This window comes from Paraburkholderia sp. GAS448 (assembly GCF_050435685.1).
In the GTDB taxonomy this organism is placed as follows: domain Bacteria; phylum Pseudomonadota; class Gammaproteobacteria; order Burkholderiales; family Burkholderiaceae; genus Paraburkholderia.
The window spans coordinates 1-16,810 of sequence record NZ_JBNDKT010000038.1; the positions used below are offsets into that span (position 1 = coordinate 1).

13 protein-coding genes and 1 pseudogene are annotated in these 16,810 nt (G+C 63.7%); 8 read left to right on the forward strand and 6 right to left on the reverse strand.

What is annotated here, in order from left to right; translation table 11 throughout:
- Positions 1-309: 309 nt before the first annotated feature.
- Positions 310-1,431, forward strand: coding sequence for a 4-hydroxyphenylpyruvate dioxygenase family protein (locus P3T23_RS38845; RefSeq protein ID WP_429321354.1), 1,122 nt, complete (start codon positions 310-312; stop codon positions 1,429-1,431).
- A 41-nt stretch (positions 1,432-1,472) separates the two neighbouring features.
- On the opposite strand, the gene P3T23_RS38850 is transcribed toward P3T23_RS38845, so the two are convergent.
- Positions 1,473-1,682, reverse strand: a complete 210-nt coding sequence (locus P3T23_RS38850; RefSeq protein ID WP_429321355.1) for a hypothetical protein — start codon at positions 1,680-1,682, stop codon at positions 1,473-1,475.
- A 188-nt stretch (positions 1,683-1,870) separates the two neighbouring features.
- Complete coding sequence (locus tag P3T23_RS38855) at positions 1,871-2,815, reverse strand: LysR substrate-binding domain-containing protein (RefSeq protein WP_429321356.1); 945 nt, start codon at positions 2,813-2,815, stop codon at positions 1,871-1,873.
- A gap of 192 nt (positions 2,816-3,007) precedes the next feature.
- On the opposite strand from P3T23_RS38855, the gene P3T23_RS38860 reads away from it, so the two are divergent.
- Together P3T23_RS38860 and P3T23_RS38865 are read left to right on the forward strand one after the other, a co-directional pair.
- Positions 3,008-4,036, forward strand: a complete 1,029-nt coding sequence (locus P3T23_RS38860; RefSeq protein WP_429321357.1) for a DUF1338 domain-containing protein — start codon at positions 3,008-3,010, stop codon at positions 4,034-4,036.
- A gap of 11 nt (positions 4,037-4,047) precedes the next feature.
- Complete coding sequence (locus tag P3T23_RS38865) at positions 4,048-7,086, forward strand: FAD-binding and (Fe-S)-binding domain-containing protein (protein ID WP_429321358.1); 3,039 nt, start codon at positions 4,048-4,050, stop codon at positions 7,084-7,086.
- 27 nt (positions 7,087-7,113) lie between these two features.
- Here the strand turns inward: P3T23_RS38865 and P3T23_RS38870 are convergent, their stop codons facing one another.
- Complete coding sequence (locus P3T23_RS38870; RefSeq protein WP_429321359.1) at positions 7,114-7,743, reverse strand: helix-turn-helix domain-containing protein; 630 nt, start codon at positions 7,741-7,743, stop codon at positions 7,114-7,116.
- A gap of 562 nt (positions 7,744-8,305) precedes the next feature.
- On the opposite strand from P3T23_RS38870, the gene P3T23_RS38875 reads away from it, so the two are divergent.
- Positions 8,306-8,860, forward strand: coding sequence for a glycine zipper family protein (locus P3T23_RS38875; RefSeq protein WP_429321360.1), 555 nt, complete (start codon positions 8,306-8,308; stop codon positions 8,858-8,860).
- Between the two features lie 127 nt (positions 8,861-8,987).
- Here the strand turns inward: P3T23_RS38875 and P3T23_RS38880 are convergent, their stop codons facing one another.
- Positions 8,988-9,710, reverse strand: coding sequence for a dienelactone hydrolase family protein (locus tag P3T23_RS38880; protein WP_429321361.1), 723 nt, complete (start codon positions 9,708-9,710; stop codon positions 8,988-8,990).
- Positions 9,711-9,868: 158 nt separating this feature from the next.
- Here P3T23_RS38880 and P3T23_RS38885 point away from each other — a divergent pair, with 158 nt between their 5' ends.
- From P3T23_RS38885 to P3T23_RS38895, 3 genes are all read left to right on the forward strand, one after another.
- Positions 9,869-10,318 (forward strand): SRPBCC family protein, encoded by a 450-nt coding sequence (locus tag P3T23_RS38885; protein WP_429321362.1) that lies wholly within the window; start codon positions 9,869-9,871, stop codon positions 10,316-10,318.
- A 97-nt stretch (positions 10,319-10,415) separates the two neighbouring features.
- Positions 10,416-11,663: an MFS transporter gene (locus P3T23_RS38890; RefSeq protein ID WP_429321363.1), complete on the forward strand. Its 1,248-nt coding sequence runs from the start codon at positions 10,416-10,418 to the stop codon at positions 11,661-11,663.
- Between the two features lie 107 nt (positions 11,664-11,770).
- Positions 11,771-12,052 (forward strand): hypothetical protein, encoded by a 282-nt coding sequence (locus tag P3T23_RS38895; protein WP_429321364.1) that lies wholly within the window; start codon positions 11,771-11,773, stop codon positions 12,050-12,052.
- Between the two features lie 64 nt (positions 12,053-12,116).
- On the opposite strand, the gene P3T23_RS38900 is transcribed toward P3T23_RS38895, so the two are convergent.
- A complete protein-coding gene (locus tag P3T23_RS38900; RefSeq protein WP_429321365.1) occupies positions 12,117-12,971 on the reverse strand; it encodes an SH3 domain-containing protein in 855 nt (284 codons plus the stop codon).
- Between the two features lie 216 nt (positions 12,972-13,187).
- Between P3T23_RS38900 and P3T23_RS38905 the strand changes: the two are divergent.
- Positions 13,188-13,346: pseudogene (locus tag P3T23_RS38905) on the forward strand (SDR family NAD(P)-dependent oxidoreductase); the annotation flags it as partial.
- Here the strand turns inward: P3T23_RS38905 and P3T23_RS38910 are convergent.
- Complete coding sequence (locus P3T23_RS38910; RefSeq protein WP_429321366.1) at positions 13,347-16,667, reverse strand: adenylate/guanylate cyclase domain-containing protein; 3,321 nt, start codon at positions 16,665-16,667, stop codon at positions 13,347-13,349. It lies immediately after the preceding pseudogene.
- Between the last annotated feature and the right edge of the window lie 143 nt (positions 16,668-16,810).

Consider the following 16,810-nt stretch of genomic DNA (forward strand, 5'->3'; position numbering starts at 1 on the left):
GGCTCCCGATTTGCCTCAGGCTCATTCGCCGGTGGAAACGTATCCCGAAAATCCCCCAATATGCTGTCCAGGCTCATTTGCCGGTGGACAGCGCTTTCATATAAGGAATGTCAGATCATCATGGTCACCGTGGATTCGTGAGCGCCGCATGAACCGTTCAGTACACAATGCAGGTTGCGGGAGGTCACGCACACGGTGTACAAACACGGTTCGAATGCCGTCGAAATCTGCGGTCAGCGGGCGTTACCCGTTGCCTCCATGACCCGTCAAGCGTGACCAGCAACACCTGCAGCCATAAAGGAGAATGCCATGCCCAGCGATCTGCCTGATCCGACCGCTGCCCTCACCGCCATTGCCGACCCGGAGCACAATCCGCTCGGCACGGCCGGAATCGAATTCGTGGAGTTTGCAGCGCGCGATCCCAGGTCGCTCGGGCAGACGTTGACGCAACTCGGCTTCAAGGCGATCGCCCGGCACGTCAGCAAGGACGTCACGCTGTACCGGCAGGGCGAGATGAATTTTCTGATCAACGCCGAGCCGGATTCGTTCGCTGCGCGCTACGCCGAGGAGTACGGCACAGGCGTCTGCGCCATCGGCATTCGCGTGGCTGACGCGCAGCGCGCGTTCGATCGGGCGATCGAACTCGGCGCGTGGGAATTCGAAGGCGAGAGGGTCGGCAAGAACGAACTGCTGATTCCGGCGATCCAGGGCATTGGCGATTCGCATATCTACTTCATCGACCGCTGGCGCGGACGCGGCGGCCAGCGCGGCGGTCTCGGCGACATCTCGATCTTCGACATCGATTTCCGGCCGATCGAGATCGACACGGCCCACGCCGATCTAAGTCACGTCGGCACGGGGCTCGTGGCGGTCGACCATTTGACGCAGACCGTCGGTGCGGGCCGGATGCAGGAATGGCTCGATTTTTACCGCGATCTGCTCAACTTCCGCGAGATCCACGAGTTGCACGCGAACTGGCACGTTTCGGCGGAATCGCGCGTGATGGTGTCGCCGTGCGGCGCGATCCGTATTCCGCTGTATGAGGAAGGCACGCCACGCACGAACCTGATGCATGAATATCTGCCCGATCATCCGGGCGAAGGCGTGCAGCACATCGCGCTTGCCACGGGCGATATCTTCGCGTGCGTCGAAGCCATCATGGCGAACGGCATCGAGTTTGTCGAGCCGCCGCCGCGCTACTACGAGCAGATCGAAGCGCGCCTGCCGGGCCACGGCCTCGACGTCGAGCGGCTGCGCCGCGACCGGATTCTGGTGGACGGCGAAATCGGCGCCGATGGCGTGCCGCTGCTGTTTTTCCAGACGTTCATCAAGCCCGGCGCCGGCGAGATTTTCTTCGAGATCGTGCAGCGGCGCGGGCATCATGGTTTCGGCGAAGGCAATCTCGGAGCGCTGGCAAAGGCTCGCCGATAGGGTGGCGGGTGGCAACCCTGGAAAAGCACGACGGCGAGAGGTTATTGATTGGCGTCACTCGCATCCATCCGCAGACGGCGCACGAGTTCGCGGCCGCGTCGGGTGAGCTTGAGCGTCCGCACATCGTTGTGCCGGCCGATTTCCACCAGCTCGTAGCGGCTCAGGGCGAGCACTTCCGGGTCGAGTTCATCGAGGCGCGGCTCGGTGTCCCTGAGCCGCAGAAGTGTCGAGAGTTCGTGATGGCTCAGCATCGGGCACCTCCGTCGGTTGATTCACAGGCAATCCCGACATGCTAAGTGCCTTGCCCAACAGTCAGACTACAGTTGTGTTGCGCGATGTTACGTCGTTACAGGTTGGCGCGCCGCGCATCGTGCCCAGACTCTCGATGATTACAGGCTGGCCGCCGGAAATTTTCGCATCGGGCTGATGAAACATGGTGTTACCGAGGGCACGATCGCACATCCGCATCGGCATCAAGAACCGGATGCGCCGTTCGCCAGGCGACCGCTTCGTGTAACAGCCACTCGCGAAAAGTCGTGAGTGGCTTGCCGTGGCTCAGCTCGGTCGGATAGACGAGGTAGTACGCCGATTCGGCCACGACAGGCGCCTCGAACGGCACGATCAGCCCCGACGGTTCCGGCTGCGTATCGACAAAAAAACGCGGCACCAGCGCAATCCCCAGGCCCGCTGCGGCGGCGCTCAGCAGCATCGTGTGCAACTCGTAGCGCACACCGTGCATCGTCCGGTTGTCGTCGACACCGAGATTCGCGAACCACGTCGCCCATCCGTCGGGACGCGTCGTCGAGTGCAGCAGCGGGTAGTCCAGCAGATCGGCGGGCGATTTCACTGGCTGCGTCAAGAGGCTCGCCGCGCAGACCGGAATCACTTCCTCCCGAAACAGAAAATCGGCCGACGTTCCAGGCCATGTCGGCTTGCCGTAATGGATCGCGGCCTCGAAGTGAGTGTCGGCGAATGGAAAGGTGTCGGTGCGTACGCCCATGTTGACGCGCACGTCGGGATAGCGTGCGTTGAAGTCGCCCAGGCGCGGAATCAGCCATTGCGATGCGAACGTGGGCAGCACGGCCAGTTCGAGGTAGCCGCCGCCGCTGCCGTGCGCGATGATCGACAGGGTGTCGCGGTCGAGGCTTTCGAGCGCGCGGCGCACCTGCGCGCCGTACACCTTGCCGGCCCGCGTCAGCACGACGCGCTGCTTCACGCGTACGAACAGCCGCACGCCGAGATTGCTCTCGAGCGTATTGATCTGGCGGGAGATTGCGCTTTCAGTGAGGAACAGTTCCCGCGCCGCATGGGTAAAGCTTTCGTGCCGTGCGGCAGCCTCGAAGGCGAGCAGCGCGCCCATGCTGGGAATTCGGTATTTGCGCATGTTGATTCCTAAAACGCATCAAGTCTGGATTTTATCTCGCTTTACGGCAGGTGCGCGCGTTTGAATAATCGCAGTCATACGATGCCGGACGTGTGCTTCGCTGCCTTTTACCTGCTGCACGCGCTTTGGTGGCCCGATTGTTCCGCGCAGGCGTTTGTGCGCCGCGCCATCCACCCAATGATCATGTCGACGATGAGAAATGCGAATGTTGAGCGGTTGCTGCTGAAACTGGCCGGTCCGGAAAGGACCGAGGCGCTGTTTGCGACCCTGAACCATCCTGCCGTGCTGACCGAGTGGGAAAGCGGCGTCGTGACGCGCGCCGAGCTGGCGCAGGCGATGAACATGGCGTTGTTCGAAGACCTGCTCGCACGATCGGCAAACGGCCGCGCCTATACGCAGGAGGCGATCGCCGCAGGCGGCAGTGTGTACTTCGATCACGGCGCGCTGCGCACCGTGCGCTGGAGCCAAAGCGGCGCGCTCCCGCCAGGCGAGGCAGCATTTGCGCGCATCCTGCGTCCGCTGGGTTTTCGCATCAAGGGCCGTTATCCACTCGACCGGCTCGGCATGACCGGCCGCGCCTGGGCGCACGAAGACGCACCCGACGAGATCGCGCAGTTCTTCGTCAGCGAACTGCATCCGGAGCGCTTTTCGCCGGAATTCCAGCAGACCGTGACGAATGTGATCGGCGCGTCGCGCGATCCGTTGACGCCCGTCGCCGTGGCGCGACTGTGGGAACTGGAACGCGAAGGCGTGCTGCCGATCGAGGCGGCGCACGAACTGTTGCCGGCGATCGTCGGGGCATTCGCGCGTCAACACGACATGCCGAACGAAGCCGACTATGAAGTGTTGTTGAAGGAATCGGCGGAAATGGCGTGGATCGCGACCGAAGGCAACGCCTTCAATCACGCGACGGACCGCGTCGCCGACGTGTTCCAGCTTTCTGACGCTGAGAAAGCGAAGGGCCGACCGATGAAACCGGAAGTCGAGCGTTCGCGCTCGGGCCGCGTGTTCCAGACGGCGTATCGTGCGGATATCGTCAGGCGCGAGTTCCGCAAGGCGGACGGCAGCATCGTGACGCGCGAGGTGCCGGGCTCGTTCTATGAATTCATTACCCGCAAGCGCACGTTCGATCAGGACTCGCGCCGTTGGGAAACCGATCTTCGCTTTGACGCCGGCAACGCACAGGGCATCTTCAAGATGACCGCGAGCCAGGCGGCGTGAGGAGGGAGACCATGGAACGGCAGGCAGACAACACGGATCAGGCAACGTCCATTCGTGCCGCCACGCCGTTCCGGGCGGATGCCACCGTGTTGCGCTCGCTCGAGGCGGATTTGCGCGCGCACGTGCGCGGGGAAGTGCGTTTCGATCAGGCGTCGAAGGCGCTGTACGCGTCGGATGCCTCGAACTATCGACAGGTGCCAATTGCGGTGGTGGTACCCGCCGACGTCGACGATCTCGTCGCGACCGTCGCCACCTGCCGGCGCAACGACGTGCCGTTTCTGCCGCGCGGCGGTGGCACGTCGCAGAACGGCCAGTGCGTGAACGTCGCGGTGGTCGCCGATGCCAGCAAGTATGTGAACCGCGTGGTTTCTGTCGACGCCAAGGCGCATACCGCGATTGTCGAGCCGGGTGTCGTCTGCGATACGCTGCGCGATGCCGCCGAGCAGCACGGGCTCACGTTTGCGCCCGATCCCGCGACGCACAGCCGCTGCACGCTCGGCGGCATGATCGCGAACAACTCGTGCGGCGCGCATTCGGTGATGGCGGGCAAGACTGTCGAAAACATCGAAGCGCTCGAGATCGTCACGTACGACGGGGCACGCTTCTGGGTCGGGCCGACTACGGATGACGAACTCGCGCGCATCATCGCGGCGGGTGGCCGGCAAGGCGAGATCTATGCGGCGCTGAAAGCCTTGCGCGATCGATACGCCGGGCTGATACGGGCAAAATTCCCGCAGATCAGGCGGCGCGTCTCCGGTTTCAATCTCGATCAACTGTTGCCGGAAAACGGCTTTAACGTCGCGCGTGCGCTGGTCGGCACGGAGGGCACCTGCGCGGTCACGTTGCAGGCGAAGGTCCGGCTCGTGCATAGCCCTGCGCAACGCGTCCTGCTGGTCGTCGGTTTCGCCGATATTTTCACGGCCGCCGATGCGGTGCCGCACTTCATGCGTTGCGGCCCGATCGCCATTGAGGGGCTCGATCGCGCGATCATCCGCGGCTTGCAGGCGCGCGGGCTGAAGCAGGATGAAATCGCGTTGCTGCCGGAAGGCGACGCGTGGGTCGTGCTCGAATTCGGCGCCGACACGCACGAGGACGCGCTGCAACAGGCGCAGTCGGCGGCCAGGTATTTCGCGGCGGGTCACGCGGGCGAAGGCGTTTCGACGATGCTCGTCGAAGCGCGCGCGTTGCAGGCGAAGGTGTGGTCGATTCGCGAGACAGGGGCGTCGGCGGTGGCATTGTCGGTCGATCCGGCGAAGCCCGATCCGCTCGTCGGCTGGGAAGATGCCGCGGTCGATCCGTTGCGTCTGGGCGATTATCTTCGCTCCTTTCAGGCGCTGGTCGATCGTTACGGCTACGAGACCTGTCTTTATGGGCACTTCGGCGATGGCTGCGTGCATGCGCGCATCACGTTCGATCTTCGTACGGCCGAAGGCGTTGCGACATGGCGCAGTTTTCTGCGCGAAGCGGCGCAACTGGTGGTCGAATTCGGCGGTTCGCTATCGGGCGAACATGGCGACGGCCAGGCGAAGGCTGAGTTTCTGCCGATCATGTACGGCCCCGAGTTGATGCAGGCGATGGAGCAGTTCAAGGCGATCTGGGATCCGGCGAACCGCCTGAATCCCGGCAAGGTCGTTCATGCCTACCGCGCCGACGAAAACCTGCGCATGGGGCCAGCCTACAAGCCCGTGACGTTGCAGACGAACCTGACTTTCGTGAGCCCGGAAGGTGATGGCTTTCAGCGGGCGGTCGAGCGTTGCATCGGCATGGGTAAATGCCGCTCGCTCGAGGGCGGCACGATGTGCCCCAGCTATCGCGCGACGCGCGAAGAAAAGTATTCGACGCGCGGCCGCGCCCACCTGTTCTGGGAAATGCTCCAGGGCGAGGTGATCGATAGCGGCTGGGAAAGCCGCGAGGTGAAGGACGCGCTCGACACGTGTCTCGCCTGCAAGGGCTGCAAGTCGGATTGCCCGACGCATACCGATATGGCTTCGTACAAGGCCGAGTTCCTCTCGCATTTCTACGAGACACATCGCCGGCCGCGACAGGCAATGTTCATGGGACGTATCGGCGAATGGGCGCCGCTCGCGGCGCGTTTTCCGCGTTTGACGAATTTCATGACGTCAGCCCCCGGACTTGCAGCGGTGGGCAAGTGGGTGGCAGGTGTGGCCCAGGAGCGCACCTTGCCGAAGTTCGCGAGGCAGACGTACCGGCAGATCGCGCGACGTGCGCATGCGAGTGTGAGCGCGAACGCGGTGCGGCCGGCTGCGTCGGCGAAAAAAGTGATTCTGTGGGTCGACACGTTCAACGATCACTTCTCGCCGGAGATCGCGCAGGACGCCGCCGATGTGCTCACCGCGCTCGGCTGGCAGGTCGTGCTGCCGAAGCGGCGTCTGTGCTGCGGCCGGCCGCTCTATGATTTCGGCTTGCTGAAGCGGGCGCGCGAACTGCTGGTGAACGTGCTGAATGACCTCGCTGACGATATCGCCGCGGGTGTGCCGCTCGTCGGTCTCGAACCGGGGTGCCTGTCGGTATTCAAGGATGAGTTGCTGAGGCAGCTGCCCGGCCACGCGCTCGCGAAGCAGCTATCGGCGCAAACGTTTCTGTTCTCCGATTTCGTTGCGCGTCAGCCGTTTGACTGGCCGACGCTCGATGCCGATGTGATAGTCCACGGCCATTGCCATCAGAAGGCGCTGTTTGGCATGCAGGGCGATACGTCGCTGCTCGCGAAGCTCGGCGTGAAATGGAAGTTGCTGGATACGGGGTGCTGCGGGATGGCCGGGTCATTCGGCTTTAACGCGGAACATCATGCGCTGTCGGAGAAAATCGGCGAAGACTCGCTTTATCCGGCGATTCGCAGCGCCGCGCGCGAAACGATCGTGCTGACCAACGGCTTTAGCTGCCGCGAACAGATCGAACAGGGTACGGGCCGTCATGCCCTGCATATCGCGCAACTGGCAAAGCGGTCATTGTCCCAACACGTCGGTGGGCATCCTGGCGGCGCGACTGTCGAAGCGCAAATCAGAACCGAACACGCAGCAGCGGGACGCTAGCGCCGATGGGTGAAACCGCTGCGCCTGCTACTTCTTCGGCGTTGTGTCCACCGGGGGCTGCGGGATGTCGGCGCTCGTGGCCATCCATAGCACTTCGGCGTCTTCTTCGCTGGTGGAGACGGCCGCATGACCGGTGCGGCTGTCGAAGTAGATGCTGTCGCCGGCGTTCAGATGCGTCGGTGCGTACAGTTCGGAGTAGAGACACACGCTGCCGCTGATGACGTACAGGAATTCCTCGCCTTCGTGGCGGCCCCAGTCGTCGAAGGCATCGAGCGTGTGGGCGGAAATGCGGATCCGGAACGGCAACATCGCCTTGTGTGCAAGGTCGGTGGCGAGCAGTTCCATCTGGTAGCCGCGGTACGCGTGGCGCTGGCCGGCATCCTTGCGGGTTAGCGCGCGGCGGCCGCCGGCGCTGACTTTCGGAGTCGAACCGAACAGTTCGCCGAGATCGATCTTCAGGCCGTGGACGATCTTCTGCAGCACGTCGAATGTCGGCGACATCAGCCCGTTTTCCACTTTGGACATCGTCGAGCGCGATACGCCGCACAGGCGGCTCGCGGTTTCCAGCGTCAGATCGTGCGCAAGCCGTGCAGCACGCACGCGCCGGCCCAGATCCGAGGTGGACGATTCTGCCGGTTTGATGGTGTGGGTATCCATGGGTGATCGATCGAAAGCGCGCTCCGGGCGCAAGGTGTTTCCGATCATAACATTTGAGCGGCCGGGTGGCCCCGATGGGCGGGGAGCGTCCCGTTTTGAGCCGGGATTCCTGTCCGACCTGGATTCCCGCTTCTGACCGCTATTGGCCCACGAGGCGCCATCGGGTCTGCTGGTTGCGGTCGATTCGAGTTTTACGAGCGCCTATGCGAACTCCCTTCTGTGGTGACAAGTGTGGCGTCTGGCCAACAAAGACCGCGACTTGTGAAAGGGCAGGTTGTTTTCCCATCGGAAACACGAATGTTTGCGCGGTATTGCGAAACGCTGCGAAGGCGGTACTGATTGTGTCGGGGGAGGTGAAACCATTGAATTTCTTCCTGGAGCGAGGCAAAACATGGCGGCTACCAGGCTCCGTCATGTCGCATTCGCTGGCCGCGCGACGAGGTATCTGTGACTACTACGGCGCGCAAATGTAAGCGAAAAACTTTCGGTAACGATTTGGTAACCCAAGATCGTGCGGGTTGGCCTAACGTTTCTGTTCCAACGTTACTCAGCCCGTACCAACATGATCTCCAGCATCACACCGATACGCGTCGCGATACCCGCCGGCATTCTCGCGCTTGCGCTCGGCGGTTGTGCGGTCGTGCCGCCGAGCGGCCCCAGCGTCGTGGCGCTGCCGCGCAGCGGCGAGCCGCTCAACCAGTTCCAGCAGGACGACTATGCCTGCCGCGACTACGCATTCCACTCCAGCGACGCCGCCCGGGCCTCGCAAAGCGCAACCGCGAACGGCGTTAACAGCGCAGCGATCGGCACCCTCGGGGGTGCCGCGGTCGGTGCACTGCTCGGGGCAGCGGGCGGTAACGCAGGCGCGGGCGCGGCGATCGGCGCGGGCAGCGGACTGCTGCTGGGCGGCGCCGCCGGCGCAAACGGCGCGCAGTATTCAGCGGCGAGCCTTCAGGCGCAATACGACGCCGCCTACGCGCAGTGCATGACTTCAAAGGGCGATACGATCGCGCAACCGCAGATGCCCGTCTATGCACCGCAGCCGGTGTATGTTGCTCCGCCGCCGAGATATGTCGCGCCGCCTCCCGTGATGTACGCACCCTATCCGTATTACTGAAGGCTGCTTTCCCGGAACGGTGTCGAACTGCGTGGATTGCGGAAGGTCGCCGCCGGGCGGCCATGGGCGCGGGAGCTTCCGCCGGTCAGCGGCACCGCGGTCGCTGACGTATCGGCGACGATTCCGGTCAGCGCGTGCCGGTTGCGGGCCACATCGTGCGGCCCCAAAAAGTCAGCGTCCGGTCCCAGGCCAGTTGCGACCACACCGGATCGAACTGGGTTCCGGCGATACGGCCAGGTCCGACAGCGGTCTCGTTGGCGAACGCGTGATGCGCGAGGTAGCGGTGGAACTCGAAGTCAACATTGGCTTCGCGCAATTTGGTCTCTAGCGCATTGACTGTCTCTGCCGCGAAGAAGGCATCCTGCGCGGCCCAGTGACCGAGCACCGGGACCTTGATCTTGCTGGCATCGATGTAGTCCAGCGGAGGGAAGCCATACCACACCACGCCGGCCGAAATCTCGGGGATCTGACTGAGCGCCAGCAGTGTGAGCGCGCCGCCCATGCAGTAGCCGGTCACGCCGACACGTTGTGATTTCTGCTTCAGGTACTGTACCGCGCCGCGAATATCCTGAGCGGTGGCGTCGCCGAAGTCGAGGCTCGTCATCAGATGGTGCGCTTCTTCCTCTTCTGCCGTCGCCTTTCCGCGATAGAGGTCGGGCACCAGCGCCAGATAGCCGGACTGGGCGAGCCGGTCTGCCACGCCGCGAATCTGGTCGTTCAGCCCCCACCACTCCTGAATCACGACGATGGCGGGCGCGCCCTCGAGCTTTTGAGGTTTGGCGAGATAGCCCTGTACGTCCTGGCCGTCAGGGCGGCGAAAGGTAACCATGGTTCCAGGTGTCTGTTTCATGTGACGGTCCCTCGTTGGATAAAGCCACTAGCATAGCGCCTGTGGTGGGCGTCTGCTGAGGAGAGGCAAACAGGCCTTGTCGGCAACGCGTGACGGATGGGCCGATGCCCATCCGTCCCTCGACGATTCGAACCACGAACCAGAATGGAGTGGAAATCATGGCTGGCAGTACCTTCGTTTACGTCACTTTCATCCGCACCTCGCCGGAGGACCTTTGGTCTGCGTTGACCAACCCGGAGTTCATGAGGAAATACTGGTTCGGCGTGTACGCCGAGACCGACTGGAAAGTGGGCTCACAGTGGAAGCTCAAGTTTCCGGACGGCCGCATCGCCGACACCGAAGAGGTGGTTGAGATCGATTCGCCAAAACGGCTGGTTCTTCAATGGCGCAACGAGTTCAAGCCGGAACTGAAAGCGGAGGGTTACTCGCGGTGTGTGTTTGAAATAGAGCCTGTCGGCGATGCAGTCAGGCTGACTATCACTCACTCGATGGAACGGGACAACGCGAAATTTATCGACGCCGTGTCCGGCGGCTGGCCGTGTATTCTCTCTAACCTCAAGTCCCTGCTTGAAACGGGAGCTGTCGTGTTGACTGCCGGGGACATCTGAGGGCGGCCTGGGAACGCACCGACTGAACACCACGCGAAGATCGACAACCGAAGCAAGACCGTCCAGCCGGACACGGACGAAGAAAAGGTGATTCACGGTGCGCGTCAACCATCAGGCATTTTTGGGTTCTCTTTTCTTCGCTCGTCTTGCCGACCAGATCCTGCTGTTTCTTGTCCCGCTGGTGGTGTTTCAAACCACGCATAAGGTGTCCTGGTCAGGCATCGCGTTTTTCCTCGAGACGCTTCCGCGCTATCTGTTCTTTCCGATGTTTGGCGCGTTGTGCGACAGGATCTCGCCGCTCAAGCTGATGCGCATCAGCCAGCTATATCGGGCGCTGGTCTGCATTGCGGGTGTGGCCGGCTACGCGGTGTTTGGCGGCATCGGCTGGCTGATCGCGCTTTCGGTATTTTGCGGCGTGCTCACCAGCCAGGGCTTCGTGGCGCGCGAGGTGATGCTCCCGCAAATCCTCAAAAGCCACGCGTTCCAGAGCGTGCTGGCCTACTCGCAGCTCGCCGACCAACTGGGGTTCGTGCTCGGACCCATGCTTGCCGCTGTGTTGCTCGGCTGGTGGCGCTGGGAAGGTGTCGTCGTGGCCACCGGGCTGCTGTTCCTGCTGGCCGATGCGGCAATGGTTCTCTGGCAGCGTGGCAGCCGCTTCGAGTTCAGCGGGCCGCAAGGCGCACGAGGCCACTGGCTGCTTCCTGTACGAACCGCGTTGCATCACGTCGCGCACCTGCCGGGCTTAGAGAAAATCGTCGCACTGGCCGCTGCCGAGAATCTCGTCATCGGCGTGACGCTTGCGACTTCCGCAGCGATGGTGACGGGGATACACCATCAATCGGGACGATATTACGCGGCCGTTCAAACGGTGGGAGCGGTTGCTACTGTCCTCGTTCTTTTGACCATCGCACGCACGTCGTTTTCCGGCAGAACGCTGGGTCTCCTGTCCTTTCTTGCCATCTGTCTGGGTGGCGTGATCGCGGGTGCGAGTCCGGGCCATTGGGGGTATGCAGCCGGCTTTGTGCTGATCACCGGATTCGACAAGATGTTCAGCGTCTATATCCGGAGCGCCCGGCAGAAAATCATTCCGGCAAAGGATTACGGTAAGACCACAGGCGTCATCATCCTGCTCAACAACATGACACAGCCTCTCGCGGGTTTGCTCGTCGGTCTGTTCGCGGGCCGCGGGCAGACGGGGGCGCTCATCGTGATCCTTTCTCTCGGCATGGGGGTAGTCGGCGCCAGCGTATCGCTGATCGGTCCGCTGCTGGGCCGAAGGAAGGCGCGCGTGCCGGCGGCGTGCGAGCGTCCAGAGTTTGATCCAGAATCGCGGGAAGGAACATGACGCGCGGAAACGATGGCTTCGATGCAGGCTCGACTCCAGGGGTTCGTCGGCTGATGCGTTGACGCGCCAGCCCGGAACTGCCTTCAAACGTCACGAAGGAAGCTGACATGATACGTAAGACGCTCAATGCGTCGCGGCTGCAGGACGAGGTTAGCCGTCGCATTCATCGCATTCATGAAATCGTCGAAGACGGCGTGAAGATCCGCGTACCTCGTCCGCAGAAGACGGAGCCCGACCCGTCGGGTTGCAACTGGGAGATGAAGCACTTCGGCAACGCGATCGGTTACGAGCGGGATATCGATGGGGTGCTCAAGGCGGTACGCGCCGAATACAACCTGTCGGAAGATTCGGCAGACACCTCGGGCACCGTCAAAAGCCCCTTCGATTGACTGGGTCGGCCCTGCATTTCTTCAGGTGCAGGTCGGTGCGAAATCGTTCCGCGCCATTCCGTACCTAGTTGTGTAGCGGCGGGCCACCGTGGTCTCCCTGTTCGCGGCTGTTGCCTCCGCCACCTTCATGCACTTGCGGCGACCCTCCGGGATGACCACCGCCGGCCTGACCTTGACCTGGAGGCGGACCGCCCATCTGACCGCCACCGCCATGGCCCTGCGACGGCCCGGGCGGATGAGCGCCCTCACCACCCTGACCTTGCGGCGGCCCGTGCGGTCGGCTCTCCCAGCCGCTTTGACCTGGGGGCTGACCGCCCATCTGAGCGCCGCGGCCCTGGCCTTGCGGCGGCGCAGGTGGACGACCATCCCCGCCGCCTTGACCGGGAGGCGGCCCGCCCGGACGACCCTCACCATGACCGTAATCGGACGGGCGGCCGCCGCCCCCTCCATGCCACGGATAAGCCACCGGCGGATGTCCTTCGCTGCGCGGCTGCCCCGGCGGCTGTGGCGGCCGATGCGCCCAGCGATCCCGATCGTGATACCACGGGCGGTTGCGGTAATAGTGGTCCCAATAAGGCCCGATCGCAAACGTGACGATGGGCAGCCCGATCACCGTCCCGTAACTCATGATCGGGACCTCGCTTCCCTGATAGGGGTAGCTGAGATAGGCCGCGTAAACCCATCCCCGTATGTCGGACCCGGCGACGTCGCACCATGTGTAATCGCTGATGCAACCCATCACCGTGAGCGGCAGGCTCCCCGGCAACTGGGCCACCACGGGATAGTCTTCCCCTGGCCCGGCATAAAGATAGACAGGACTGTTCGTGTACGCCTCGACTTCCTGCGCGGACGCAGCGCCCGACAACATCGACAGAGCGGCGAGACCCGCGCAGATGCCGCTCATGAACTGTTTTCGCATCGTTCCTCCCAGGTTGCGGACCCGGCTTCAACCGGCGGCTTTTGCTGCCGTACAGGGTGTGATCTTCGTGTCCGGTTCGTGTAATACGTGGCGTCTTCTGCGGCGTCGGAGCCCGGGCATGCTTTTCGCGGCGCACATTGGTTTTCGCAGGCCGCTGTGACCTTTGCCTCGCACGTCTACCTTGTTTGTCCCTGAAACACGCACAGGAGTTCTCAAATGATGAATCGACACAATCCCGTATGGTTGATCACGGGCTGTTCGACCGGCTTTGGCCGTGAACTGGCGAATCTCGTGCTGGAACGCGGCTGGCGAGCCGTGGTGACGGCGCGTGATCCGTCGAAGGTCGCCGATATTGCTGAAGGCCGGGCGGCGCGCTTATCCGGCAAGCGCCGCATCGACGGCGGACAGGTGACCGTTGAACCCGGCAGTCGCAAGCGCGGTCCGCACGCGTTCGAGTTCGCGTCGTAACGCTTCGTCGGGATGACCCGGCAATGCGGCGGCAAGGGCGCGGCCGCGTGCTGTGAACAGTTCGGCCCAGGGCAGTGGCTCGGCGTAAGTGAAGTCTTCGAGCGCCGCCGCATAGTGAAGCGCGCCCGCCGCATCGCCCGCACGCAACATCGCTTCAATGGCGTCGCGGTAGAACCACAGATGACTGTGGCTGACCGCGCCTCGACGCAGCAGTTCAACACCCTCGGCAAGGATTTGCGTGCGTTCGACTTTGTCATCGACGACAAGGCTCAGCGCGCTCAGGGCTTTCGGCGCGATGAACTGCATGCCCACGTCACGGCAGATCGCGAGCGCTTCGCGTAACAGCTCGGCGGCTTCCTTGCGATGCCCGCTCCTGATCAATGCACGTGCCCGCATCTCCATGTTCTGCGCCTCGAAACGGCGCGCGCCGAGCTGGCGTGCAAGCCGCATGGCGTGGTCGAGATGGTGCTCCATCGCCTTCGCATCGCCGAGTTCGTAAGAGGCGAAAATACCCATGGTTTCGCCAAGCATCTCGGCACGCGGCTGCCCCACGAGCGCAGCCGCACGCGCCGCGGCGATGCCGTCTTCGCGCGCCTCGCGCAGCTCATTGAGGTAGACGCGGCTAAATCCCATCATCGGGCGATTGGCGACCTCGATCCGGCCGAAGCCGTGTTCGCGGCTCAACGCGACGCAACGGCTGAAATGCTCGAACGCGGTTCGCATCCGCCCCTGCGCGTAGGCGGCATCGCCGAGACCGCCGAGCGCGCGCGCCTCCGCTTCCGGCAGGCCGGAGCGACGCGCATACGCCAGCCCCTGTTCATGTCCGGCACGGCACTCCTCGATTCTGCCGAGCGGAAACAGGATGTTGCCGCGCAGATGATGCAGGCGCGCGAGTTCCGGCACCATGTCGAGGCGCTCCGCCGCCTGTTGGGCCGTATCCAGCAGCGCCAGCGCTTCGGTCAGCCCTTCGCTGACCCGCAGCCCTTCAGCGAGCCCGAGCCGGGACTGGCACAGGCTGACTTCATCCGGGGCGCCAGCGACCGCCGCGCGATAGGTGACGATCGACCCCGCGATGTCGCCCAGGTCCCGCTGCAATTCTCCCTTCAGACACGTGAGCGCATGGCGATCGGCGTCCTTGCGGGCGATTTCCAGTCCGCGCTCGACGAGCCGCAGCGCTGCATCGGTAAGGTACGTGGCCCGCTGCGCGATCGCCGCATCCAGGTAGGCGCGCGGCGCGCGTTCGTCTTCGGCGCGATCGAGATGCTGTGCGCGGAGCACCGGATCGTTCGATGCAAACCAATCCGCAGCCAGCAGATGCAGCTCGCGCCGGCGCGCCCGCAGCGACGTCGAGTAGGCGCTTTCCTGGATCAGCGCATGCGCAAAGAGAAAATCTTCGCCTTCGGGAAGCACGAGCGCATTGGCGACGAGTCTGTCGCACACATAGTCGGGCACGTCGATCAGCCGGCGCAGCAGGTGGAGATCGAAGCGCTGACCGATTACGGCCGCGGCCTGAAACGCCTGGCGGTCGAGCGGTTCCAGCCGGTCCATGCGCGCAAGAACCAGGCTCTGAATGGTTGCGGGAACGGCCTCGTCGGTGCCTTCTTCGGCATTGCGCAGAAGCTGCTCCAGAAACAGCGGATTGCCGCCCGCGCGTTCGATACAGGCAAGCGCGACCCGCTGCGTCGCATCGATGAAACTGCCAGCGAGGCTGAGCGCCTCGTCACTTCGCAGCGGACCAAGGTCGATGGTGGCGAAGGGGGTACCGCGACAGCTTGCGCGCCAGGCCGCGTCGAGCGGGTCGCCTTCGATACGCGAGGTCATCACGAGCAAACCGGGACCATTCGCGATAGCCGCGCCGAAGGCGGACAAATAGGCCGTTACCTGTGGATCGGCCCAATGCACGTCTTCCACGACGATCATCGTGGGTCCGCGCCGGCAGGCGTCTTCGGCGAGCCTCGCGGCGACCGCGCGCTTGCCGCGGTTGCGCGCGGCGTTGTCCATGGCGTCGTAGAGCGTGCGCCATTCGCCGGTCTGCGGCAGATCGAGCATGTCATGGAGAAACACGAGCTGGTCAGTGCCGATCACACCCGCCCCGGCGACAGCGGCCGCAGCGGCGCGCCGCTCTTCGGGCGAAGCAGCTGGCCGTAGCCCAAGCAGGCTGCCGACGATCGCGCGCACCGGATCCTGGCCCCGGCCCATGCCGAAGTCGAGCACGAGGCCGCGATGAACCGCAAACCCTTGCGCATCGCCGAAGCGGCGCATCTCGTCGACGAGGCGTGTCTTGCCGATTCCCGCCTCGCCGCGCACATAGACGATCTGTCCGGCGTGCTCGTCGCGACAGGCGCGGGCGATACCCTTGAACTGTTCCAGCTCCGCCTTTCGTCCAACGAAAAGACTGCGGGCCGTTGTCAACGCTTCGGAGGCCATGCCGCGCAGGCGCCAGACGTGTACAGGAAGGTCGATGCCCTTGAAGTGCATTTCGCCCATGGCGTCGCTCAACACGCTGCCGTCGAGCACGCGATGCACGCTGTCGGAGAGCAGGGTTTCGCCTGGACCGGCGGCAGCGACGAGCCGCGCGGCGAGATTCACGGAATCGCCGAGCACCGTGTAGTCCTGAACGTCGGCGCGTTCGAGCGGGCCCGCGACCACCTCGCCGCTGGCGATGCCGACATGCGCCTGCAACCGGCGCGACGCGGACATGCTGAGCCCGGTGAGCGCGTCATGGATGTCCAGCGCCGCACGCGCCGCGCGCAGGGGATCGGTGTCGTGCGCGCGCGGCGCGCCGAAGATCGCCATGACGGCGTCGCCGATGTGCTTGTCGATGGTGCCGCCGTAGCCGAGCACGATGCCATCGACGAGCGCCGTATAGCGCCCGGTCAGCTCGCGCAACTCTTCAGGATCGAGCGTTTGCGACAGCGCGGTAAAGCCGCACAGATCGGCGAAGAGGATGGTCACCTGGCGGCGGTCGCCGGCCGGTGCATGGGTGGCATGCGTGGCATGTGTCGCTGACGTGGCGGGCGATGACGTGGCGGGCGTCGCCGGCGCGGTGGTGTTGAGCGCGGCAATCGCCGTGAGTAGACGCTTGCGGTGGCCCAGCGAGACCACGCCGAGTTCCTTCAGATCGGCGTCGGTGAGTTGCGGCAGCACCGTGAGATCGATGTCGTTCTGCGCGAACGCGCTTGTGTATTGGCCAAGCTCCAATGCATCAAGCCACTGATCGATAGTCATCGCCGTTGCCCAAAGCGGTTCATCTGAAGAACAGGTGCGCTGCCTCGCGCGCTCACAACACAGTGTACGTCGCGTCGATTTAAGCGGGCACGTGAAGGCTGAAGCGCGGCATTCATCGTGGCGCCGGGAAATTGACACGCTGC